Below are 22367 nucleotides of genomic sequence, written 5' to 3'. Positions count from 1 at the left end.
CGGTTAAATCAGTTAATAAAAAAACACTAATCGAGAATTGTTCTCGGATCTTCTATTCAACGAGCACAATAGTATATTTACCAAACCCTGGGTCTAAAAATTACGCATAAGACCTTCTTTCAATAGCGTCAGCCTAATCCTGGAAGAGAAAAAAAGCGCAGCGATAAAAGCCAATACAATTGGAATGCAGTATAAAAATAAATCATTGCTAAGGGTGGCCAAAAGACTATCCTTATAAGCTACGTTTGTGATGCAATAATAGAGCGGAACGCCTAAACAACCTGTAAGTATCAGAAAAGTCGCTACGATAATAATGGAGTCAAATCTTTTATCAGATTCCATTTTTGCCATTTCGAATTTATTTATTTCTGACATGATGATTGTAGTCAATTGAGGCCCGGGGATAATAGATTCTTCCAATAAATGTTTCAATTGGGAATGAGCGGATTTGATCTCCTCCAGTTTATCGGCTAACGTTTTATTGGCAGCGCATTGCTGTAACAAATCGTTTTTTTGTTGCTCGGAAAGATTGCCATCGACAAACTTCCAAAGCATATTTTCGGTGTAATCGTTTTCAGACATTTCGGGAAAATTTATATTAAGAGTTTTTTTAATCGTGTTCTAGCGCGATGCAGCCGGGTTTTAACCGCGCTATTCTTGAGATTTAAAATCGTGCATATATCGTCAATAGACTGTTCATTTAAATAATATAATGTTATGATCAAGTTGTCGGCTTCATCGAGATCGGATAGGGCTTTTTTAAATGCCATATTTAACTGCCCTTTATCTAGCCACTCAACTTCGGCCTCTTCTTCATAAATCTCATTAGAATAGTGTTGCTCAAAATCTTCAACTAAAAATAACTTTGACGCTTTTCTATTGGCAGAAATTGTAGTGGTATAGGCGACTCGATACAACCAGGTACTAAATTTAGACTTGAACTCAAATTTATGTAGGTTTTTATAAACCTTGAGCAAAATATCCTGTGTAATCTCTTCTGCAAATTCTCTATTACCGGTAATCTTGATAACAATTTGAAAAACAAACGAACTATACCGGTCTATTAAAATCGAAAAAGACATAATATTTCCATTAAAAACTTCCTCAATAAGTTTTTCGTCACTAGTTTTATTTGTATCAGATACCATTTGTGTTAATACATGATTCTATCAAACATCTCTTCCTTGATTTTTATCTTAGGAATAACTGCTTTCTTTAAATACGCTGGTATCTCACTTCTACTTATTTTTACACCCGCAAATTCTCGCTGCAGGGAATCAGATGTGGATCGTTTCTCAATCTTAGTAGCAAACCAGGTGACGTGATCATGTGGCAATGCGACTCCCAAAATCATCCCGGGCAGACCATTGAAATGCTCAGGTCCACCGGACAACGCGATATCTTCAGTATAGAACGCCACTACATAGATCGAATCGCCAAATACGCCATTGGCTCTAATACAATTATATCCAGCTATATCGCGTGTTTCATCTGTCAATTTCCATTTAATCGCCATTGGATCTTCATGCATATTAATCTTTTTGTCAAAAATGGTCATAGCTGAAATAGCATGTTTTTGATCTAGGTCTGTAAAAACAGTATTTTGAGCAGTAATTTCGCTTAAAATGTTTTTACTTTCAAAGTAATCTTCGGGTTTGTACAAAGTATTATTGTCTGCATACTCCAATGAAAAATAAAACGTATCGAATGGCTCTGTCATCTTTGTAAAATTATCAACCAATCTTTTACCTTGCGGGGTCTGATCATCGAACATATTTTTAAATTGTGCATGGTTATTCACCTTCTTTTGAAAATGAATGATACCTGATGTTGAAACCGTTTGTTGCGCCTGGGACTCCCCCAAGAAGAAAAATAGGACGATAGTAATTAACACTTTTCTTCGAATATTTATCATATCATTTTTGTTTTTTGGTATATTTTGTGATTCATTTTAATTTCCCATTTTGTTAATCTCCCAGATCAAACCAAGTGAAAAGTTTCTTCCGATCGAGGAATAGGTATTTTCAACAATCAAATTATTATTTACAAATCTTGAAAAACCCTTATTTTGATTCAAAATATCATTTGCGGATACTTTAACTATCAAATTTTGATGTTTAAAAAATGATCGAGCAGTAGAGAAATTTATAATACATCGTTCCAACTTTTTACTAAATATATTGATAGGCTCCTGGTAATCGTAAGTACCATTTAATGAAAGCTCATACCTCTTGGATGGATAAAATAAAAATTCTGGAACAATTAAATATGTCCAATACTTAGTATTGAGCTTTTCATCCAATGAAGATGTGATCGTATTATATTTTGTATTTAATAAAATTGAAATATCATATTTTTCGGGATTCCTTTTTGAAAATTTCAATGAGAAATTAAGCCTTTGCACTTTATTTTCATTCAAAAAGTCATTAATATAATTGGCAGTGTTGGCAAAACCATAACCAATATCACTATTAATTTTAATATCAACCGGTAACAGTCTAAAGGAATAAATAAGGTAGGTATCGAATGATTTTTGTTGAATATCTGAAAGATTAGCAAACTCATAAATACTTTTACCAACTGAATCTGTCGTAATTTTCGGAACTATCGAGTGTTGTTCCACTGCATATAGGCCATTTAATAGGATGGTCTTATCTTCCATTAATATGTAATCCCTATAATTTAAATTAAATGATTGCTTAAATGCAGGTTTAAGCGATGGATTTCCCACAAAAACATTCAAAGGATCGTCATTTATCTGCATAGGCTGAACCTGATTTATATTAGGCTGTACGGTGCTGCCATTATAGGAAAATAATAGCCTATTTTTCCTTGGAAATATATATTTAGTCTCAAAATTCGGATACCAATTGACAAACTTTCTATTGAGATTATTATTATCTAAAAAGTCTTCTTGATCTTGCTGATTGAGCTCAATACCAGGAGCAATTTTCACCTGAATACGCGCCTGTGAATATTCAAATGACGTTCTTAATTTATGAGTATTTTGTTTAAGCCTATATTTTATAGCATTATGAACGCCGGTCGAAGTGCTGTCAATATTGGAAATTTCAGTAGTATTATCAGATTGGTGTGATGATATATCATATTCGGATATTAAAGTTATTGATTTCCCAAATTGATTGGTATATGCAATCTTTCCACCATATTGTCTGGTAGTTTTCGTATTAAATCGACGTTCATTCAGCTTAATTAGCTGATCTTCTTCATCCGAAAGATTATAAAATATATTCTTTGCATACAGATTGCGTTCGGCCTCTGTCCTAGCATTCGAGGTGCTTAAACGAATGGAAATAGAACTCTCTTGACTGAATTTCCTATTCCATACGAAGAAACCATTAAAACTAGAACCGTTTCCGTTTAGATAGATATCCCGTTGGCTCTCATTCATTTTAATTCCACTCTGTCTTAGACTACTATCCGAAAACACACTTTGAACATTGTTTTTACTTTTTAGCCCTTCTAGGAAAAAATTGAATGTGTTGACCGAATCTAGCGCCATTTTTATTCTCAAGTCGGCCTTATTTCTTAAATTATTTGTATTGAATTTTTCTTTAGAGAAACGTGTGAAACTGTTGTCAGGTTGAATGTTTTCACTTACGGAATTTTCAAAACCTCGCGTATTATAATCTGCAATTTTGTAATTGGCATTGATATAATACTTTTTGTCCACAAAATTTTCATCAAAATGTGCTCCCCCGGTTTTAACTGTTGGAATTCCTTTACCACCGAAATTACCTCCACCGCCATCAAGCTCGTCGATTCCGAATTCACTGTTACTAAAATTGGTTTTATCTTCCCAACCCAACCCCGTGATTCCGTTATTACTTAATATACCGTAGCCCGCAAGCTTGCGTTTTGAACTGAACGAATTTAACATTGCTTGGGAATCATATATTTTCGGGGTACCTCCAGTTATCTGCATTTTGCCGAAGTATCCATTTTTCTTATTAGCTTTTAAAGTAACATTAACGGTTTTCTCTTTTTTACCAAAATTATTTCCACCAAGTTCAGTTTGTTCGCTATCGCCATCATACAATTGAATTTTTTCGACAATATCTGCACGGATATTCTTAGTTACCAGAGTTGGATCATCTCCGAAAAATTCCTCTCCTTCCAATAGCACTCTTTTTACCTTTTCTCCATTGGCCGTAATATTGCCCATCTTGTCAACCTCAAAATTTGGAAACTGACGTAATAAATCTTCAACTCGTGCGTTTTCTCGCACTTTAAAACTATCAGCCTGGAATTCTAATGTATCTCCCTTCAGGGTAATGGCTGCGATCTTTTTCGACTTGACAAGCACTTCTTCAAGTTTTATGCTTTTCTTTTCGAGTTTTATCAATTCCAGGGTTGGTATACTTCCAGCGCTTGTAACGCTTATTCTCGTTTTGTATGCTGTATACTGTAAATGGGAAACAGATAGTAAGTAGTTACCTGGGCTCAAGCTTTTTATTGAAAAACTACCGTCTTCCTTTGTCCTAGTACTATTAATCAATATCGAATCTTTAGATCTAAGAATAGTAATAGAAACATTGCTTAAAGGAGCGTTATTAACGGAATCAACAACTTTTCCTTTAACCTCGGAATGCCCTTGTGCAAATAGGTTTCTATTTGACATAGTGAAAATTGAGATGTAAAGTAAAAGCAAACATATAACCCGCGATATTAATCCCCTTAGCATATTCTATTTTAAACTTTTAAAATAATAGTATATAATTAAAAGAGCGATTCCGCAGAAAAATGATACGCACAAAATATATAACAATGCGCCAGGTATAATTTCGACATTTATGTATGGTCTTAAAATCAAGCCAACTATAACACCAATACATATCCCCAATAAAATTAACCCACTTGAAAAATATCCAGATATATTAGGTTCTTGTTTTAAATATTGATTTCTGCGGATAAGAAACATGTTTTCCCTATGTTTCAGATACCTGACTCCGAAAATTGAAATGAGTACACTTATCGCAACTGCGATCCAAATTAACTGTTGAAAGTTCATAATCTAAATTTTTAATCTTGCTTTTCTTGTTAGACGCAAGAAATAAATATCGGTTACCCTATTTTTAAAAAAATTATTAAAATTTAAAAAATCTGTTGCTTAATGTCGGGGTGTTCTTAAATACCGATTAACTTCTTTCAAAATCTCTTCTGTGAGGCTTGTTCTAATTTTAATTTTTGAATGCATAATTTCTCTTGCGATTTTTCTGCTTTCGTCCTCTAAATTATTATCGTAATACAACTTAAAACGTAGGTATTTTGGATAAAGATGGGAAGGGTTGATAAGCATTGCCTTCTTATAGAAAAAGTCACTCTTGTCAATATTTCCCTCTTCTTTATAAAGATTTCCTAAATTTATATGAACCATAGGGTTATAGTCGAACGAAAGAGCAGCTATAAAAATATGCTTAGCCTTAGTTAGCTTTTTATTTAATAATAGACATTTGCCATAATTCAGAAGGTAATCTGGGTTACCAGATTGAGAATCCGCTAGCTTCTCAAATATAATTTCTGCTTTTATCGGATCATTGTTGACTAGTAAAGTTTCAGCTTCCAACAAGCTGATTTGATCCTTTCGCATTTGGAATGCTCTTGAGCATAAAAAGACGCCAACCCCGATGAGCAGGAAAACAGTAGATAACGAAAAAAAGCGATTTAGTTTAATTTCTTTATAATCACTGTTGGCTATGACAATCGCTAATAAAAATGTAAATAGAAAAAGGGTCGGTAAAGAATAGAAGGGATAGGAAAATAATCCTGTTATTAAAATGGAAATTATCGAAAAAAAATAACCCAAGGTTTCGCTGCCCTTATCACTTTTTATATATCTCAGAATAACAATTGATAGTATAATAATAAAAATGAGGAAGCCTATTATTCCTTGCTCCAAAATCATTTCCAAATATTCATTATATGATATTTTAACATATCCAGCAATATCTCTTACACGTAGATCACTCAAATATTTTTCATTTAAAAATTGTGGATATTTTTCAAAATATGCTACCTGCCACTTGGTATAATTGAGCTTAAACGAACCATAACCTGTTCCGAAAAACGGGTTTCGAGAAATTATATTGGATGATATCTTCCATATTAATAGTCGGCCATCAGAAGAAGCAACTTTATATTTAATCAAATAAAAAAATAGGGCTATAACCACGGTGAGACTTACCGGTAATACTATTAGGTAGGTTCGTCTTCCGATATCCCTCAGCTTATCGGCAAATTGATAACGATGAAAAATCATTATTGATGATATCACTAAGACAGTTATAAGAGATGCTCTATTCTGGGTGAGAAACAAAACTCCAGCAGTAAAAAGAACGTTAACAATCGAAAGTGTTTTTAAGGAACTATCATTCGTATAAAGTAAAGCTGATAAAGAGACAGGAAAAATAGCACAAAGGAACAATGCTAAAGGCGCTGGATTTTTAAAAGTTCCTGTAACCTTAAAATTATCGTCATAAACAGGAAAATATCCCAGATATTGTAGCAGCACTATGATCAGTTGAAATAAAGACAACAAGGTAAGCGCACGATTTAAAATCCCTTGGTATTTTATTTTTCTACAAGAGGGAATTATGATCCTCACAAGAAAATAAAATAAAACGGCGAGCGAAAGTGTATAGAATTTATCATTATGTATTATATCAAAGTATACTACTCCGATTGTTAAGTATAATGCCCATGTCGCCACCATTATGTCTACTACACTCACTTTAGGCAGGTGGAACTTTTGAAGCCCCTTAAATGTGAGTTGAATTGCAATTGTAATTATACACACTACTATTGAAAGTGTTGCATTAATCACTTTTTCCGAATTAAGATAAAAATCGCCTTGGCTTGAAAAAGAGAGTACTAACGAATAAAGTACCAATGTAGGAGCAATAATATATCTGAGATTCAATAAAACTGAATTTGAATATTGTTTCAACATAATGACAGAATAAATATTGATTGATTATAGATACATTTTAGATAATTTTAATCACTTTACCTATCAGGTTTATTTCTGGAACGAGACCCCAGAATCTAGAATCTTCGGAGGAATAAAAATTGTCACCAAGAAAAAAATAGTAATTATTTTTAAACGTATAATGATTAACATACTCGCCATTTAAAAGGTACTTTCCCCTACTGCGGCTAACTGAATTTCCTTCATATTTCATTATGGAACTATACAACGCAAGGTTTTTCGGATTTAATAAAATTTTCCCACCTTTCTTTGGTACCCAAAGCGGACCAAATTGATGAACTGACCAACGGATAATAGTATCGTGCGGAAATATATTTTTATTGAATCGACCTTGTAAGTTCCTGACTTTGTGACTAAGGTCTTTTCTTAAAATCTTAACCGTGTCTCCAGGTATTCCATAGCAACGCTTTACGAAAACATCTAATTCAACTCGCTTCGAAATGAGTGTGTCTTCAGTAACAGGCCTTTTTATTACCAAAATTCTGTTTTTCAATAAAGAATTATCGCTGATCGTGTCTGAATCGCGATTAAATTCCTTTACCAAAATGTAATCACCGGGTTTTATAGTGGGTAGCATAGATTCAGTTGACACGATGTAATAATCAATTCTCGCATATACTATGCTTATTATGAAAAAAGCAAAAACCACACATAGCCCCAAAAAAATGAAGTACTTTTTTTTATTCATGAGCTAATTCACGATTGCAGTATTTTTTAATGAATAAAATTTCTTTTTAGTGTTTGTCACTAATACTGTATACTGCTCAATGTTACCATGCTTATGGAAGGTATTTATGTTTAGCTTCACCGACGCTGTATCATTAGGTGCAATTTTAAACTTCGAGACATAGAAACTCGTACAGCTACAATCGGGTTGTATATCTGTGATTTTTAAAGTATCGCTACCTATGTTTTTGATTTGATATAATGCCGTTACTAATGTATCTTGTGGTATTATTCCAAAATCGACCTTCTCCTTATCAAATTGAATCTCAGCGTTAGATTGTGTATTAATATTTTGAATAGTATCTGCTTCTGACTTTTGACTATTCTGTACGCAAGAAAATAAAAAAAATGTAGCTACAACTAGAACTAAAAATTTCATTTTATGTGGCTTAATTGGTTAATTTGAATTTATAAATCTTAATGGCATTTTTTGACTGGTCAATGAAAGCGTTGGAATAAACTTCGTTATCAATTATTCCAGACATTCGAAACCCTTTAGGAACATCTATATCTGCAATGAGTGTATTGTCTTTGTAAATCTGAAGTCCGTCACTAGCTTCGCCAATCCCTTTGCTATATCCCCTAAATAAAAGATCTTTATTTTCAAAAAATTCTAGGAAAGTGTAATGGCCATTTAACTTTGACTGTTCATGAAAATTAGAATTAAATAGTTCCATATCTGAAGTATTCTTAAATTCTGTCTTCATATTTCTCCCTTGAAACCCAAAAGATTTTTTAACATTCATGTTATCGTCGATATCATAAATAAGGCTATCCGCACCAAAAGAAACTTTATAATTATTCTTTTGATCGATATCGAATATTGGGAATCCAAATACCATGAAATCAAAATTTTTTGAAAAGAATGGAGGGAATCCGCCATATATATCCTTAATATATCCGTTTTTTAAGGACATACTAGCAAAAATCCGGGCTTCTGCCGCGTAAGTCTTCAATGTTGGATTATAGGCTTGGTGTTGAGATACAATCGGAAAGATGAGATCATCACCGTGTGCTCTTACTTTTCCTCCGTACACTAGTGAGTACATTTCGGGTAATGATGGATCTGGTTTGTCTAAAAGCTCTTCGTATGTATGCGTTGGACGCCAATTGACTGCATAATCATTTATCCTTTCAAATTTTTCGTTAAATATATAACAGTCATATCCCGTACCCATAAAAAATGAGCCTCCGTTGGGAAGGAATGAAAAGAAGGTCACGTTTTTCACTGGAAGCTCATTTTTTCCACTTCCTTGTCCAATATATGAATGAACAATGCTTCCATCTTTCTGAAATTCATGGAGGAAACAGAATCTGGAATCTAAAAAATATAAAGAATTATCCTTAATATATATTTCTCCAACATATGATGTATTGATCGAGTCCAATTGAATAGAATCAATAGCAACGTCATTAAATTTTATTAATTTTTCACTCTTGTTTTTTGCAGTTGAATAGTCCGACTTCTTTTCAGACTTACAAGAGTAAAAACAAATAGAAGCAGCAAGCACTGAAAATTTAACAACGGGTTTCATAGAATATTTTAGCATCTTTTTCATTTCATAATAAAATAAGAGGTAATAATTAAATCACCTCTTACCTTCGAATTAGTTCAAAATCTTAACCTTCACAATTAGAATTGTAAGAAGAACAACTTGACGATCCTGCAGGAGCACATTGACTTCCTCCATTATTTGCGGCGCAGTTATTATTACCACCCCAAAAAGCACAGTAACAGCTAACGTCAAATGCCGCACGCGCAACTTTCGGACTCAACGAACTTTTAAGTGTATTACTTTGTGCAAATCCAACACACATTGTAACTGCAGCAAGGCTTCCTAAAACCGCTTTCATAATTTTTCTTTTGTTCATAATAAAATGATTTTAAATTGAATTAATAAATATTAACTACTCTAATATAACGTTATGTTTTTTTACAAACTCAATAATGCCAATAATTTTCGATGAAATAGATATTTTTTGGGTTTAAATAGTATTTTTGTATTATTATCAAGACAAAGAAGATAAAAAACGATTTATCCAAACAAGAGTTTACCTCCAAGAACATATAAAACAGAAGTGGTTTATATTTTTTCGAAATAACAGTAATAAATCACTTCATACAATAGTACCACTTCAGTAGACTCTTATAAGCCCATTATACTGTATAAATTAGCCCTATATTTAAGACCGATATCTAATTTGAAATTATTTTTTAAGCTCACTTGAATAGCTTCAACGCTCTTTATTTGGTTTACATTGACAATATGAGATTTATGGATCCTTATAAATCTATTCTCGTTTAGCCGTTTTTCAAGATCCTTAAGCGTTGTAGAAACTGTATGGTTTTCATCTTTTGTAATAATCTGAGCATAGTCTCCCATTGCTTTGATATAGAATATATGATCAGAATTGATAAAGATTGATTTGTGCCCATCTTTAAATTTGAGAATTTGATTCAATTGCTTCTGCTGTTGGGAAATGATCAAATTTCGGACCTTGCTTATAGCTTTTTCGAACCGTTCAGGCGTTAATAATGGTTTGAGAATATAATCTACTACATCGAGTTCATAGCCATCAACTGCGAACTCACGGTGATCGGTAACAAATATTACGAAGGGGGGGTTGGATATTGATCTCAAAAATGTTAGAGTATCACTTCCTGGTGCCTGAATATTCGAGATCATTAAATTTACGTTCCCTGATTCTAAAGCTTCCTTTGCGTGTATTAGATCTTCATAACTTCCTGATAGTGTTAGACACTCAATCCTTGCCACCATACTTTCTAATCTCTTTAGCGCGAGAAATTCATCCTCTATAATTATCACATTAATTTTATACATTTCGAAAATATTTATAATACATACTCATGCGCCAAACAGAAACTCCAAAATAGATACCCTGTGTCCGTTAATTTAACTGAAAGCCACCCTACACCTTTAATTATAGTCCTGAGATATATACTGTTGGTCAGTTGCTGATTTTTGTTCAAAACAAACTTTATGCAATATCAAATGATTTATTAAAATATATTTCCAAATATTACAGGAAAATTGACACGGTAATTTAACTCTTTAACACGCTAAACAAACACAGCTAACAATTGATTAAATAGCATTAATTTATTTGTAAATTTTATTTCACATTTCTTTATTATATGAAAATAGCACAAATAAAACAAAAAATATATCCCATTAACAAGCATTAAACTATATTGAGACGATTTGTATAAATATTGAGAAAATAATAACATACTACAGATAAAATCCCAAATTTATTTCTTTAAACTGTTAAAATAGTACTCCGATACTGCAGATACCCCAAATCAAAAAAGTCTTCCTCTTTCAATCAAAGCAAAGCTTTTTAGCATCAAAAATAGGTTAAGCTTATTGTCCACTAGCTCTATCAGCGACCAATTTGACATTCAGAGCACGCCAATAAAATACTGATCTGCCAACGGTCTGCCTCGATGAAACTGCCATTGAAATGGGAATTCCCGGGTGGGAAGATCGAAACCGGAGAATCTAAAGAAGGACTGCCTACACAGAGAAATCAAAGAGGAGATCAATATTGATATCACCATACGCAAAGCGCTCACGATGGTCGAGCATCACTATGCTGACTTTTCGCTGCAGCTCTACCCTTTTGTCTGCAGCCTACAATCTGGAGAAGTAAAAGCGCTGGAGCATGCCCAGGCAATATGGGTAGCGATAGATCAATTGCTTGACTATGACTGGGCAGAAGCTGACCTGCCTATTGTAAACGAGTATATCGCTTACGCTACATCAAATAATAATAGCAGCTATCTGCGTACATAAAAGCGCTAAAACAAAAAGAGCTTCCCCCTAACCGGCAGAGGGAAGCAATTTGGCTACTTGGTCGATGCTATTAGTCTTGAAACCAACGCGTGGTTTTCTAGCTATAAAGATAAGCAGGTTATCTGAAACAGCTATTGTTCATTTTATCGAAAATGTTGTTCAAAACATTGATTTTATGAAAGAGTTACCTAAGCGTAAACTCGCGCACTGTATATTATTTTTTTCTATTTAACTCTTTTCAACTCAATATTATTAGGAACATGAAGTTTATATTGGCTACCTTTTCCATCTATACTTATCATTCCCCCACCTTCTGCTAATATAAGTTTAAAGATTAGTTTATCAGGGTTCCCTTTCACATAGGTTAAGGTTCCTCGAGCATTGACGCGATTTTTAGTTTCTCTAAATCGAAAAGACAATATATTTTCATTATTTACTTTTTTATCAAAAGAACCCGTAGTTATGGTATTATTACCACCAGCATCATAACCATCAATCATTACACCATCTCTTTTATAGGAATGGTAACCCACTGCGAAATCCAATTTATCACCACTATTTTTGTTATAGTATTCGTCTTTTGTTAAGACTATGGTAAACACATCACCTTGCCCCTCATACTTCCAAGTACCGTAAAATTTGTTTAACCCAGCTGGCTTTAGGTGCCTACCTGATTCATTTCTATTATCTTTAGATTGTGCGAAACCAAAGCCTGTGATTAAAATCATCATAAATAAAATTGCTCCTTTTTTCATTTTTATTTTTTTTATCTTTTTTATTGAATTTAACATGGATCGGGTATGATAACTCCGTTGGACACTTTGATAAGATTATAATTTCCATTTGAAAAATCCTTTTTAAATAGCTGCATTCCATTACCCTGAATACTTTCAAGAAATGATCTTTCATAAGCGTTGACCTCACTCATCCCATTAATTGTTTGATAATTTTGCGCATTGTTAAAATAGCTATTAGACCAATTATTAAAATATGTGGCGTCATTTAAATTTGACATAAAGCTTGAAAATTGACTTTGATTAGAAATTTTCAATAAATATTCCGTTCCTTGATTGGTAGTAACACCTAAAGTTTAATACTGCCGGCTTCAATCACACTGCCTCCGTCATCTGGCCCAGGATCTGGATGCCATTTTATAAAAGTCCACCAACTTTTTCTGCTCCAAATTACCCGTAAAAGTAATTCGCTACCAGCCTTTAACCATTCGTTTTAGAACTTTATTAAAATCTCGGTTGCCTGCGATCCTCACCCTAGACGTCAATTCTTTCTCGAAGGTGGTAAGCTCGCCATTATCTTGCCTGTAATAATCTATAAAAAACAAATTGATCATAAAAAACCTGCTTTTATGTCCATTACTTATTTACCGCCTATCAATAATCTATAAGAAAAGTGGATTATCAGGATCGTTTTTAAAATCCTTAATTTTTAGATCTCTATCGTTTCCTTGTGCCGAAACAGTAAATGTTCGATCTGGATTAAGCCGGATAAAAAAATCAATCAGACCAACTCTTTCTCCATTTTGCATTTTTGGTAGGACAAGTCCTTTGGTAGCGGGATATCTTTCTTTGGGCAATGTGGAATTAAATTCAGCATATGTCTTTAAGAAATTTTTGTAGAGCGACGATCCCTTGTGCCCATATAGAATTTCATATTGGCCCAAAGTGCCATCCCGTGTCGTGGCAAACTGGATAATCAATATCGAATCTGCCGCCGGAACCTTTTTAGTTGTATAATTTTGATTTAAAAGCCTGATAAAGTCTTGCTTCCTTTTAGAATTTAATACTGCACCTGGGCCGGAAGCAGAACTGTAGGCTCTATCAACAACTTTAGAGCCTTTGCGAGTTAGCAATATTCTGAACTCTTTACCTTGTCCCGGATGCTCAACTTTAAAAATAAAGTCCTTCTGAGAAACAAACTCGTTTAGAAGATTATACTTTTTCCTTAGCCAAAATTGATCGCCCTCAAAATTCAGGTAATATATTGTTAGCTTCTTTTTATTTCCCGTGTCGGCTAATTCGGCCTCCAATGGTTCATCGACATAAAGAAGTGATGGAATATTATTAAAAAACACAACATTTAAGGAATCAATATTTTTATAGGTATTGAAAATTGCCTGTACCTTCTTCTCATCCGAAGAATCTTTAAAAGCGGATTGGGCACAACTGTTTTCTATAACAGAGCAAAAAAATAGTAATAGCAAAAATAAAAGTTTCATCTTTTTTTAACTTAATCTCCAGACCAATTTTGCAATTTGGATGGAAGTTTTAATTCGACCTGTCCATTAGGTTTTAACCAAGCAAAAATTTTGATACGTGTTGTTTGCGGCCTTGCGCTAGCATTAGTTGCCGCGATCCAATTTGAAGAACTTGGCATGCTGGATTTATTATTTGTATCATTTAAAACCTTGCGTACAATATCAGAGAAATACGTTTCTTCCCCATAAATTAATTCATCAATTTGTAATTTATCCTGATTACGAGACTCTCCTGCTATTACTGTAGCCCGAAAAACAATAATTGAATCAAGATTTGTTTTTACATTAAGATCAGCCAACTTTTGTGAAATCTGAGTTTCCAACGACCTTAACTCTCCCTTGAATTTCGCGGGCTGCCCCCAAAACATAGGTTCTGGATGGGAGTCTGCGCTAAAGAAAAATACACTACTGTCCTTAAATACACCAATCGAAATTAACTTGTAACTACATTCAGGACTTAACTTACCTCGCTTATCTAGAAACTGTAATCTTGGAATTAATGGAACTTCAATACTACTGTAGTTATTCTTAAAAACTAAGCGATCGCCTTCAAAACTCAAGTCAAAATACTTGAAACGTTGTTTCATGCTGCCTTTTAAAAACTCGCGGTTCATGTAGGTTTCATCCTCAACAGGTTTTACAATGACCTGAGACATCGTATCAGCATCAAAGCCATAATGTATACTCAAAATATGACTGTCAACAAAGTTGCTTTTGTTTGGAAAAGTTAATTTTAAATATTTCCCTTCTTGAGGTTTTATTACATTCTGCGCAAACGTGGTTGTACAAAAAGTAAGCAGTAAAATGAAAATGAGTTTATCAAACATAGGCTTATCTAATTATTTTTCTTATAATACACTACATTGTTCGGATCTTGTGGTCTATAATCAATTTGCTCCATTTGGCCTGTAATTGGATTATATTTAGGTTCCCAAGGCTTAAAAAACTCATTTTCTGTCATCCCTGTTCTTAACGGGAAATCACTACCGCCACCTTTTGCACTATAAGTTCCGTCAGCCGCTATCTTACCAGCATGTATAGCTCCACCTGTAGCACTGGAGGTATCACAAGTAATTCCTTTTCGAGCTCGTCAAAAGCTAATTTAAGTTCTCTTCTCATATTAATTTAAATTTTAGGTTTATTGACTCCGTTTACTCCAAAATTGCTTTTCAGACTTTATAATGCTCTGTAATACCATTAAAATAGCATCAGAGGATCGTTCGGATCTTCTTTATAATCCTTAATTCGAAGCTTTCTTTCTCTACCACTTCCACTGACGCTAAATGTCCTATCAGGATTTAAGCGCACAAAGATCTCTATAATGCTGATAAAAGGTGTTCCTCCTGAGAGATATGGCAAAAACAATCCCTTCGTATTTAGATTAGCTTTGTTTTCTTGATTGTAGTCCTGATAATTATCACATATATAGCTATATAATTTATCGTCTTCATCTCCATGCAATAGCATTTTTTTCCCAAGGCTACCATCTCTGTTTACAATAGCTTGAAGAATCAGAATAGAATCACCAGATGGAACTATTGTTTCCTTATAATTAGCATTTAGTTTTTTTTGAAATTCCAACTGAGATGAATATCTAAATCCACAAAAGACTGACCCGTCAAAGGGAGGCTTTATAGAAATTGACTGGGCCTCCACGGTTAAAATAAAATTTCTGTCCTGCCGATCAATAGAATTCATCAATTCTTTATTTTTTGTCAATTTCTCGATTAGAGGATATTGCTTTTTCAAAAAAAATAGATCGCCAAGATATTTAAGCGAGAAATAAGTGTTGTTTTTCGAGCCTTTCAATACATCATTATCAATCGGCCCGTCAAGGTAAACTGCTTCAGCCAAATCATTTCTAACAACAATTTGCATACGCTTAACATCGTTATACTTTGCAAATATTTCAGTCAGACTATCCTTAATATGTTTGTTTCTAAAATCAACTTTATTTTGAGCTAAAACTGAAACAAAACAAATAAAAACAAGCAGAAGAGAACAAATCAATCTCATATATAAGCGGAGTTTTAGTTTATTTTCTTATATGATTTAGGACGTCTGTGATAACCACATGTAGAAATTTCCGCATCTTCTCCCTTTACCTCTACAAAAATATCCATATTACTTTTCACGTGCCGACCACCTTGTGTAGCAGACTTCCACGGTTTTCCTAAATTGACTAACCACTTTTTTAATAGATTCTCATAGATACTATTATCACCAATAATCGTTTTAACACTGCTCAGGCTCCCATCCTCTTTTACAAGACCCTGGAATAGAAATACACTGCCATTTTCAGGTATTTTACTTTTCCCCAAAGTCTCCATAAAAGCGCTAAAGTCCTGTTGTAATTTTTTACTTCCTTGGTAATAATTCGCTGAAAATGTTACCATAGTAGGCTCTCTAAAGGAAGGATCCTTTTCGGCTTCGGTTATTATTGATTCATATTTAACGGAGTCACGATACAGTGTCGCACGGGTATCCACTTTTCTTTGTTTTAGGATTTCCTTTTTATATGGTGGTAGTATTAAGGCTATTCTTGGACATTCAGGAATATTAAATTTCCCGAAGGCTAAGTTCAATAAGTAACGATCGCCCGGAAAATCTAGGTAATAAAAATCTTCAATAGAGCGTTTTACACTATCTAAATAATAAAAACGCAAAGAAATAGGGAGACGGTCCTTGTATACAACGATGACACTATCTACCTGTGTGTCTTTTTTTAGAAATGTATTGTATTCGCCATTCTTTTGGTTTATATATATTCTACCTATATCTGTTATAGATTGAGCAAAACAATATTGAAAAAGGATAACATAAAATGTAATAATGATAAACCTTTTCATATCTTTTTAAATTATTAAAAATTACATTTATAATATGCTATTTCGTAAGAATAAAGGTTTGAATCGCTAGGAAGATGTCCGTCAGTAAATCCCTCAAAAGTGGCTATTCCATGCATGCTATAGTCTGATTTTTGCATGTATTTATTCGTACCATCCACTATAGCGGAATGTGCAATAAACCGTTCACCCGTACTTTTATCGGTCACCATATTACAGCTACGTTGGCATTCGTACTTCCTATTTGTTTTTGATATATTTTCCAGGTCATTACGTAACGCGTCAATATCTGCAGGACACATTTTAACATCAATAGTTTGAATTAAGTTCGGATTAAATCCCATATTAAAAGATGTAGGAGTCGTTAATATAATTGGCTACGGAAAAAAAATAACCCTCTTAAGGAGCTATTAATAAAAAATCGATCTCACATAGAACTACAACACCGCTTAATCAAGCAAATTATTGCACAGATACTTTAATTACAATAAATATATCAAAAACAAAATAAAGAAAGAATTATTTTATCTCTAAACATGTTTCAATAGATTGACACAGAAATTATATTATGTATATTACTTTATTTACCATACGCCCCCCCGAAATCCGTTTAATTTTCTTACATCAAAGCAATATTTCAAAAGAAATAGCCACAAATAATAATTCTTAATCTCTTTCACTAAAAATTGATTTGCCATATTCTTTTGTTTTTATGTGTATAGCAAAAGTATGGCGGTGGCAGTGGCTGTCTTAGTAAAACAAGGTGCATGTAAGCGGTATGTGGAAGATACCGAAAAGTCGGTATTTGCAATCGAAAAATACCAGGGATGTGATATATTCTTTTTAAATTGTACTACTACAATTGGTCATTAACACATATAACTCCATTCACTTTATGCCATAAGAGAGTGAGCACAAGGTGAAGGCACCCACATTACATGGAAAAAAAAGTAGGTATTAAAAAACTATCCTTCGGATGTATATATCTTTTCATTAGTTTGATTCTGCTTCCCTGCTTCAGTAATGCACAAAACAAAACATGTTGCAATTCCAAATATCAATAAATATGAAGAAGTTAATAATGATTGCTGTAATACTCATGTGGACTAAAAGTATCGTTTACAGCCAAGACGCAAATATACATAGGTCAAAATTACAATCAAGTTTTGCTTATCACTTAAGGTATCCAAAGGAGTTGGAGAAAGCTGCTCTCCCATCATTCTTTACATTAAAGGTGCAGTATGATCACAAAGCAAAGCAATACAACTTAGAGTTTTCTGATAGTGCACATCCGCTTATGATTAAAGAGGTATTAAGGATCAAAGATAAATTAGATTTTAATGCAATGTATGATGATTTTAACTTGGGGAACCGCGATATCCCCATCATGATTCCCATCGAGATTAAAATGCAAAGTGCATCTCCCAAATTTTCAGATCCTACAACTAAAATATCTCAACATCTATATAATTTTAAAGGAAAACAGGCTTTCGGAGAGTTTATTTTTGCGCATCCATTGTCCTTATGGTGGTAAACAAAAAAATATTAAATCATGAAAGCAATCAAATTCATACTGATCATCATATTTGCCATGGTCAACAGTGTTTACGCTCAGGACAAGGGAAAAATAGATAACTTCAAGAAGTTTGAAAATTCTTTCCTTAGAAATTTCAAATATCCAGCTCAATTGCAGGAAAGATGTATCCCTATATTGACCCTGATGGTCATTTCCTTTGATCAATCTGGAAAAATAAAATCACTTCGTTTTTCAGACAGTGCATACCCTCAATTTATAGCAGAAGTCCAAAGAATACGAGACAATATAGACTTTGAATCTCTTTATATGGACCTGAAATCACTAGGAAAAGAGAATGAGAAAATAATTATTCCTATCCAAATTGATACAGGTGTATTTGGTGAATGTGAATCGGGTATATTTCAATTTGATCTGATTAATTTGTACTTATTTGAAAACAAACCGCTTCAAGGCAAATACTTTCTGTATCACAAGATTTTATCAAAAATATTCATGGCACGTGCAATCTCTTAATTTTTATTTAATGCTATCAGTAAAATATGCCGCGGTCTTCTCTGCAGCTCTACCCTTTTATATGCAGCCTACAGTCTGGAGAAGTAAAAGCGCTCGAGCATGCACAGGCAATATGGGTAGCGATAGATCAATTGCTTGACTATGACTTGGCAGAAGCTGACCTGCCTATTGTAAGGGAGAATATTGCATACGATACATCAATTAAATAAGCTATTTAAAAAAGATTATAATATAGAGTCGGATATAATTTAGCTTTAAAACTATTTAAGAATGCATATTCCGCACTATACTACACCACCATTCCGCTCCAAAGTACACCAGTGATTCCGCTGCAAAATACACCACTTTTGTGTAATTTTTTAGCAGCCTAATTATAAGTTGACGGTCTTTTAAACTGCTCTAGAAAGACTGCCATTCCGACACAAAGTGCACCAATAATTCCGCGGCAAAGTACACCACTGGATATTTAAGAAAAAAAGATTGCTAAGTTGGGCCTAGTATTAGACCTAACAATATGGCAAACAGATCTCTAAATATGCAGAAGATAAGACAGATATTGCTGTTTTTGGAACGTAGCTTTTCCCAGCGCTCCATCGAAAGGGAGACCGGTAAATACGTCAACTTGGTAAGGGAGAATTTGATCAGAATACGAAATGAGGAAGGATTGGAGGGTTATAAGAAAAAATGGTCTAAACATGACTTTCCATCAGATGAATATGAACTACTGAAGGGTTGACCACTTTTACTAGTTCATTCCGGATATGTGGCAAGTTTAAAAAAGACGTAGGCTCGGGCTACTTTTACGAAAGTCGATACTTGTTTTTTAATAGAGATTCGGACAACGACAGGATAGAAATCTACTCAGTCAACAACGATCGTAACTCTCTTTCCCCAAGGGAGGAAACAAAAGACAGGTACTTAGTGGCATCTATAAATTCTAAAGAGTATAAGATAGAAAAGATCCGAACTGTCTTAGTGCCTTTTTAATGGAAGAATTAGAATATCTCACAAAAACTTTTGCTATAGAGCTAAATGCTGAATTGAATTATAGTGACTCGTATGCTACTGAGGGCAATGAAATATATCAGATCGAACAATTAAATTGTCGGTTGGTCTTCCGAACTCATTTCTGTAAAGAAATGCCTAGAAATTGGAAACCGGAATTACAATAATAAGATAATCGCATTGAGCGGCACAATTGTAAATGACTTAAATGAATCGATCGTCACCTTCCTTCTTTAAAGCAATAGCTTTAATCCAATAGAAATATTACGCCCCGGTAGTGGGGCTAGATATTTGAGTATGGAATTTTGCGGACGTGCTTCAACATTCAATAGATTATTTCCGGAAATAAAATAGACAAATTCATATTTTTTTAGATTCATCTTGTAACCTAATTGACCAGATAGCAAGGAATAGGCCTGCATAGGTGGTTCAATATTGATATTTTTACCTAAATAACGCTGTTTCAGATACCGGTCGAAATTGGCGTTCCCGAAAAACTTTTTATATTGAAGTAACGCGGATATTCCATATCTACTGGTCGGTAGGTTGGGCATATAGTCCCCTTCGGCCCATTTACGCATAGTATCATCTGAGGTATTTATATTTTTGACAAGATCGGCGAACGCATTTAATGCGAGATGGCAATCGGCTGCCCATGCATAGATATAACCTCCTTCCAACTCCCAACCCTGGATCTCGGTGTCTGAAGCACGCCATTCCTTGACCAAAAAACCACCAGAACGGGAAATGCCTGTATGGGCCAAATACAGATAATTTCTAAAGAAGCTGCGGTAATGAGTCGCTGACAGTTTTAATCCACCATATTTTATCCCTCCAGATAACTCATAGGAATTTGAGCTTTCCTTGTTAAGTCGATCATCTCCATTTTCTTCTACCAGAATCGCGAAATGGTCGTTCCCAGCATAAAGTTCATTGACACCGGGTGCTCGTTCTGCGTGTGAAAATATAGCCTGTAAATAGGCAATGTCAAAAATAGAATAAATGATATCTCCCGAAAAGTGGTTTAAGCTAAAATCCCGGGCCGAAAGCTGTCCCCCGGCCATCCCCCGGCTCCGCTGGTAGGTAGGATCGCTCAAAGTACGTCGGGCAACCCAGTCATGCCGGTAGCCCATATGAAGGGCAACCGGATTAAGTTCTATTGTCTGCAAAGTAAAGATCCCTCCTTCCCGGCTCAGATTATTGGGAATATACCGCCGATCCCCCTCGCCCTTTAAGGTTACAAATGAAAAATCAAATCCACTCGTCCCAGACCAAAAACGGGAAAACTGTTGCGATATCTCCGATCGAAGCGCATGACGCTCACTATCGAACTTATTGACACGGTACCTGCCCAGGAGCTCCCGGTCGTCCGACACCTCACCTCTATAATTAAATTTAATCTCCGAGATCAACGGTGTTTTTGGCTTAAAAGAAGACTCTAAGTGCCAGGCATAGGAATAAGTGCGCGTATTGATCGGTTCATATATGGGTGTCCAAACTGTGCTGTGGCTATGGACAGGCTTATTGCGCTGTGCAAAACCAGGAATACCATAATAGCTTTCAAGAGCGTAAAGCCCCAGACCTACTCGAAAGTTGTCCCTGATATAGCTGGCACCTGCATTGACAGCGCTTCTCTCGGCATGACTATTGGGCATCACTCCGCGTTTGACAGGAACATAATCTGTAATTCCATGTACGACTTCGGTGTAAAGTGGTGTGTTGGGATCCTGTCCAGCGATATATTTGTCATTTTGAGGATTTAGGACTTTTGCACCATTGATAAATGAATAATCTTCAAAGGTATACAGGTCGGCCTCCGATAAACCCCACTTTGGATCGCCCATATTATCGAGCACAAACTGACTTAAATAGGGATATAGGGTCAGATTTCGAATCGTCTCGCGATCGACATTTACCTGTGCCATTGCGGCTGTCAAATGATCGATCTTAGGATCATAAGCAATGGCTGCTTTTGTATTGCCCGGGATCCTGAGATTCCCGTGTGTGAGCCTCATTGCGCCAATATGTCCCACCCAGTATTTTCCAAGGTTTGTATTGAAGGCCAGCGACTGGCTATTGTCACTATTGGTTCCTAACTCCGCATTAGCCTGACCTGCAATCTTCTTTGGCAGACGATTCATAGGAATGGTGTTGTCTTTAACATTGACCGCTCCACCAATTGCCTTTCCTCCGAATAACACACTAGCAGCACCCTTGTACAATTCTATTTCGCGTAGATTGTCCATATCGAAATTGGGATTTAGGTTAGGACTGATTCCCGACAAATCATTGACCGAAAGACCATTGGAAAGCACACCTACCCTGCTACCACTGAGACTGCGTATCATGGGCATGCCAGAATTGGGACCGAAAGAAGCGTTTTGTATCCCGGAAATATGACTCAATGTTTCACCGAGCGTTTGCGCCTGAATACGATCTAGCTGATTTCGATCGAGCCTCTTCTTTTGCCCATGCCCTGGCAAAAAGCCTGTTGTCTCTGCGGTGGGAAGCGTATAGCTTCGCAGCGTATCCACTGTTGGTTTACTCTGCGCATGCGCAGTTTTTGCGCTAGTTAACACCACTAGAGATGCTAAAAAAACTTCTTTCTGATACCGTAACATAATGTAGCCTATTCCTGTTT

The 22367-nt window shown here is 34.9% G+C and carries 23 protein-coding genes; 5 read left to right on the top strand and 18 right to left on the bottom strand.

From position 1 onward, the window contains the following. Positions 1-93: 93 nt before the first annotated feature. The 10 genes from DCO56_RS09215 to DCO56_RS09165 all read right to left on the bottom strand — a co-directional run bounded on the left by DCO56_RS09215 (position 94) and on the right by DCO56_RS09165 (position 10578). Positions 94-582 carry an anti-sigma factor gene (locus DCO56_RS09215; protein ID WP_108633443.1) on the bottom strand — a complete coding sequence of 163 codons (489 nt, stop codon included), beginning with the start codon at positions 580-582 and terminating at the stop codon, positions 94-96. Between the two features lie 11 nt (positions 583-593). Then, positions 594-1148 (bottom strand): RNA polymerase sigma factor, encoded by a 555-nt coding sequence (locus DCO56_RS09210; RefSeq protein WP_108633442.1) that lies wholly within the window; start codon positions 1146-1148, stop codon positions 594-596. A 5-nt stretch (positions 1149-1153) separates the two neighbouring features. Then, complete coding sequence (locus DCO56_RS09205; RefSeq protein ID WP_108633441.1) at positions 1154-1915, bottom strand: GLPGLI family protein; 762 nt, start codon at positions 1913-1915, stop codon at positions 1154-1156. 36 nt (positions 1916-1951) lie between these two features. Then, on the bottom strand, positions 1952-4705 hold the full coding sequence (locus tag DCO56_RS09200; protein WP_108633440.1) for an outer membrane beta-barrel protein: 2754 nt from the start codon (positions 4703-4705) through the stop codon (positions 1952-1954). A 426-nt stretch (positions 4706-5131) separates the two neighbouring features. Beyond that, complete coding sequence (locus tag DCO56_RS09190) at positions 5132-6970, bottom strand: O-antigen ligase family protein (RefSeq protein ID WP_108633438.1); 1839 nt, start codon at positions 6968-6970, stop codon at positions 5132-5134. A gap of 37 nt (positions 6971-7007) precedes the next feature. Next, the gene (gene lepB, locus DCO56_RS09185; protein WP_108633437.1) at positions 7008-7697 is read right to left on the bottom strand and encodes a signal peptidase I; all 690 of its coding nucleotides are present in this window, start codon (positions 7695-7697) and stop codon (positions 7008-7010) included. A gap of 3 nt (positions 7698-7700) precedes the next feature. Beyond that, on the bottom strand, positions 7701-8114 hold the full coding sequence (locus DCO56_RS09180; RefSeq protein ID WP_108633436.1) for a DUF1573 domain-containing protein: 414 nt from the start codon (positions 8112-8114) through the stop codon (positions 7701-7703). 10 nt (positions 8115-8124) lie between these two features. Beyond that, complete coding sequence (locus tag DCO56_RS09175) at positions 8125-9294, bottom strand: hypothetical protein (RefSeq protein ID WP_108633435.1); 1170 nt, start codon at positions 9292-9294, stop codon at positions 8125-8127. Between the two features lie 61 nt (positions 9295-9355). Next, a complete protein-coding gene (locus DCO56_RS09170) occupies positions 9356-9607 on the bottom strand; it encodes a hypothetical protein (RefSeq protein ID WP_104381308.1) in 252 nt (83 codons plus the stop codon). A 275-nt stretch (positions 9608-9882) separates the two neighbouring features. Then, positions 9883-10578: a LytR/AlgR family response regulator transcription factor gene (locus DCO56_RS09165; RefSeq protein ID WP_108633434.1), complete on the bottom strand. Its 696-nt coding sequence runs from the start codon at positions 10576-10578 to the stop codon at positions 9883-9885. A 657-nt stretch (positions 10579-11235) separates the two neighbouring features. Here DCO56_RS09165 and DCO56_RS09160 point away from each other — a divergent pair. Then, positions 11236-11553, top strand: a complete 318-nt coding sequence (locus tag DCO56_RS09160; protein WP_245935803.1) for an NUDIX hydrolase — start codon at positions 11236-11238, stop codon at positions 11551-11553. A gap of 224 nt (positions 11554-11777) precedes the next feature. Here DCO56_RS09160 and DCO56_RS09155 read toward each other — a convergent pair whose 3' ends face one another. The 7 genes from DCO56_RS09155 to DCO56_RS09125 form a co-directional block, all read right to left on the bottom strand. Next, positions 11778-12308 (bottom strand): DUF6705 family protein, encoded by a 531-nt coding sequence (locus DCO56_RS09155; RefSeq protein WP_146191009.1) that lies wholly within the window; start codon positions 12306-12308, stop codon positions 11778-11780. A gap of 29 nt (positions 12309-12337) precedes the next feature. Continuing rightward, positions 12338-12568, bottom strand: a complete 231-nt coding sequence (locus DCO56_RS09150; RefSeq protein WP_108633432.1) for a hypothetical protein — start codon at positions 12566-12568, stop codon at positions 12338-12340. Between the two features lie 381 nt (positions 12569-12949). Further along, entirely contained in the window at positions 12950-13786 is an 837-nt protein-coding gene (locus tag DCO56_RS09145) for a hypothetical protein (RefSeq protein ID WP_108633431.1), read from the bottom strand. Positions 13787-13797: 11 nt separating this feature from the next. Further along, positions 13798-14652 (bottom strand): hypothetical protein, encoded by an 855-nt coding sequence (locus DCO56_RS09140; RefSeq protein WP_108633430.1) that lies wholly within the window; start codon positions 14650-14652, stop codon positions 13798-13800. A 370-nt stretch (positions 14653-15022) separates the two neighbouring features. Continuing rightward, the gene (locus DCO56_RS09135; protein WP_146191008.1) at positions 15023-15841 is read right to left on the bottom strand and encodes a hypothetical protein; all 819 of its coding nucleotides are present in this window, start codon (positions 15839-15841) and stop codon (positions 15023-15025) included. A gap of 14 nt (positions 15842-15855) precedes the next feature. Then, positions 15856-16674 carry a hypothetical protein gene (locus tag DCO56_RS09130; protein ID WP_108633428.1) on the bottom strand — a complete coding sequence of 273 codons (819 nt, stop codon included), beginning with the start codon at positions 16672-16674 and terminating at the stop codon, positions 15856-15858. Between the two features lie 14 nt (positions 16675-16688). After that, a complete protein-coding gene (locus tag DCO56_RS09125; protein WP_108633427.1) occupies positions 16689-17015 on the bottom strand; it encodes a hypothetical protein in 327 nt (108 codons plus the stop codon). 722 nt (positions 17016-17737) lie between these two features. Here DCO56_RS09125 and DCO56_RS09120 point away from each other — a divergent pair. The 4 genes from DCO56_RS09120 (at position 17738) to DCO56_RS09105 (ending at position 19457) form a co-directional block, all read left to right on the top strand. Continuing rightward, positions 17738-18205, top strand: a complete 468-nt coding sequence (locus tag DCO56_RS09120; RefSeq protein ID WP_108633426.1) for a hypothetical protein — start codon at positions 17738-17740, stop codon at positions 18203-18205. 18 nt (positions 18206-18223) lie between these two features. After that, positions 18224-18721 (top strand): hypothetical protein, encoded by a 498-nt coding sequence (locus DCO56_RS09115; protein ID WP_108633425.1) that lies wholly within the window; start codon positions 18224-18226, stop codon positions 18719-18721. A 26-nt stretch (positions 18722-18747) separates the two neighbouring features. Further along, positions 18748-18930, top strand: a complete 183-nt coding sequence (locus DCO56_RS09110; protein WP_108633424.1) for an NUDIX hydrolase — start codon at positions 18748-18750, stop codon at positions 18928-18930. A 326-nt stretch (positions 18931-19256) separates the two neighbouring features. Further along, entirely contained in the window at positions 19257-19457 is a 201-nt protein-coding gene (locus tag DCO56_RS09105) for a hypothetical protein (RefSeq protein WP_108633423.1), read from the top strand. 502 nt (positions 19458-19959) lie between these two features. Here DCO56_RS09105 and DCO56_RS09095 read toward each other — a convergent pair. Next, positions 19960-22347, bottom strand: coding sequence for a TonB-dependent receptor (locus DCO56_RS09095; RefSeq protein WP_108633421.1), 2388 nt, complete (start codon positions 22345-22347; stop codon positions 19960-19962). Between the last annotated feature and the right edge of the window lie 20 nt (positions 22348-22367).

The organism is Sphingobacterium athyrii (assembly GCF_003071065.1).
Taxonomy (GTDB): Bacteria; Bacteroidota; Bacteroidia; order Sphingobacteriales; family Sphingobacteriaceae; genus Sphingobacterium; species Sphingobacterium athyrii.
The sequence above is the reverse complement of the archived record's forward strand: the minus strand, read 5'-3'. Positions and strand labels throughout refer to the sequence as shown.

Excerpts from the sequence above, each read along its gene's own strand:
- DCO56_RS09120 (WP_108633426.1), top strand. The coding sequence starts at position 17,738 with ATGAAGAAGTTAATAATGATTGCTGTAATACTCATGTGGACTAAAAGT.
- DCO56_RS09210 (WP_108633442.1), bottom strand. The coding sequence starts at position 1,148 with ATGGTATCTGATACAAATAAAACTAGTGACGAAAAACTTATTGAGGAA.
- DCO56_RS09200 (WP_108633440.1), bottom strand. The coding sequence starts at position 4,705 with ATGCTAAGGGGATTAATATCGCGGGTTATATGTTTGCTTTTACTTTAC.
- DCO56_RS09125 (WP_108633427.1), bottom strand. The coding sequence starts at position 17,015 with ATGGGATTTAATCCGAACTTAATTCAAACTATTGATGTTAAAATGTGT.
- DCO56_RS09095 (WP_108633421.1), bottom strand. The coding sequence starts at position 22,347 with ATGTTACGGTATCAGAAAGAAGTTTTTTTAGCATCTCTAGTGGTGTTA.
- DCO56_RS09145 (WP_108633431.1), bottom strand. The coding sequence starts at position 13,786 with ATGAAACTTTTATTTTTGCTATTACTATTTTTTTGCTCTGTTATAGAA.
- lepB (WP_108633437.1), bottom strand. The coding sequence starts at position 7,697 with ATGAATAAAAAAAAGTACTTCATTTTTTTGGGGCTATGTGTGGTTTTT.
- DCO56_RS09110 (WP_108633424.1), top strand. The coding sequence starts at position 18,748 with ATGCCGCGGTCTTCTCTGCAGCTCTACCCTTTTATATGCAGCCTACAG.
- DCO56_RS09105 (WP_108633423.1), top strand. The coding sequence starts at position 19,257 with ATGCAGAAGATAAGACAGATATTGCTGTTTTTGGAACGTAGCTTTTCC.
- DCO56_RS09115 (WP_108633425.1), top strand. The coding sequence starts at position 18,224 with ATGAAAGCAATCAAATTCATACTGATCATCATATTTGCCATGGTCAAC.
- DCO56_RS09175 (WP_108633435.1), bottom strand. The coding sequence starts at position 9,294 with ATGAAAAAGATGCTAAAATATTCTATGAAACCCGTTGTTAAATTTTCA.
- DCO56_RS09205 (WP_108633441.1), bottom strand. The coding sequence starts at position 1,915 with ATGATAAATATTCGAAGAAAAGTGTTAATTACTATCGTCCTATTTTTC.
- DCO56_RS09150 (WP_108633432.1), bottom strand. The coding sequence starts at position 12,568 with ATGTCAAATTTAAATGACGCCACATATTTTAATAATTGGTCTAATAGC.
- DCO56_RS09190 (WP_108633438.1), bottom strand. The coding sequence starts at position 6,970 with ATGTTGAAACAATATTCAAATTCAGTTTTATTGAATCTCAGATATATT.
- DCO56_RS09140 (WP_108633430.1), bottom strand. The coding sequence starts at position 14,652 with ATGTTTGATAAACTCATTTTCATTTTACTGCTTACTTTTTGTACAACC.
- DCO56_RS09180 (WP_108633436.1), bottom strand. The coding sequence starts at position 8,114 with ATGAAATTTTTAGTTCTAGTTGTAGCTACATTTTTTTTATTTTCTTGC.
- DCO56_RS09155 (WP_146191009.1), bottom strand. The coding sequence starts at position 12,308 with ATGAAAAAAGGAGCAATTTTATTTATGATGATTTTAATCACAGGCTTT.
- DCO56_RS09130 (WP_108633428.1), bottom strand. The coding sequence starts at position 16,674 with ATGAAAAGGTTTATCATTATTACATTTTATGTTATCCTTTTTCAATAT.
- DCO56_RS09165 (WP_108633434.1), bottom strand. The coding sequence starts at position 10,578 with ATGTATAAAATTAATGTGATAATTATAGAGGATGAATTTCTCGCGCTA.
- DCO56_RS09135 (WP_146191008.1), bottom strand. The coding sequence starts at position 15,841 with ATGAGATTGATTTGTTCTCTTCTGCTTGTTTTTATTTGTTTTGTTTCA.
- DCO56_RS09215 (WP_108633443.1), bottom strand. The coding sequence starts at position 582 with ATGTCTGAAAACGATTACACCGAAAATATGCTTTGGAAGTTTGTCGAT.
- DCO56_RS09170 (WP_104381308.1), bottom strand. The coding sequence starts at position 9,607 with ATGAACAAAAGAAAAATTATGAAAGCGGTTTTAGGAAGCCTTGCTGCA.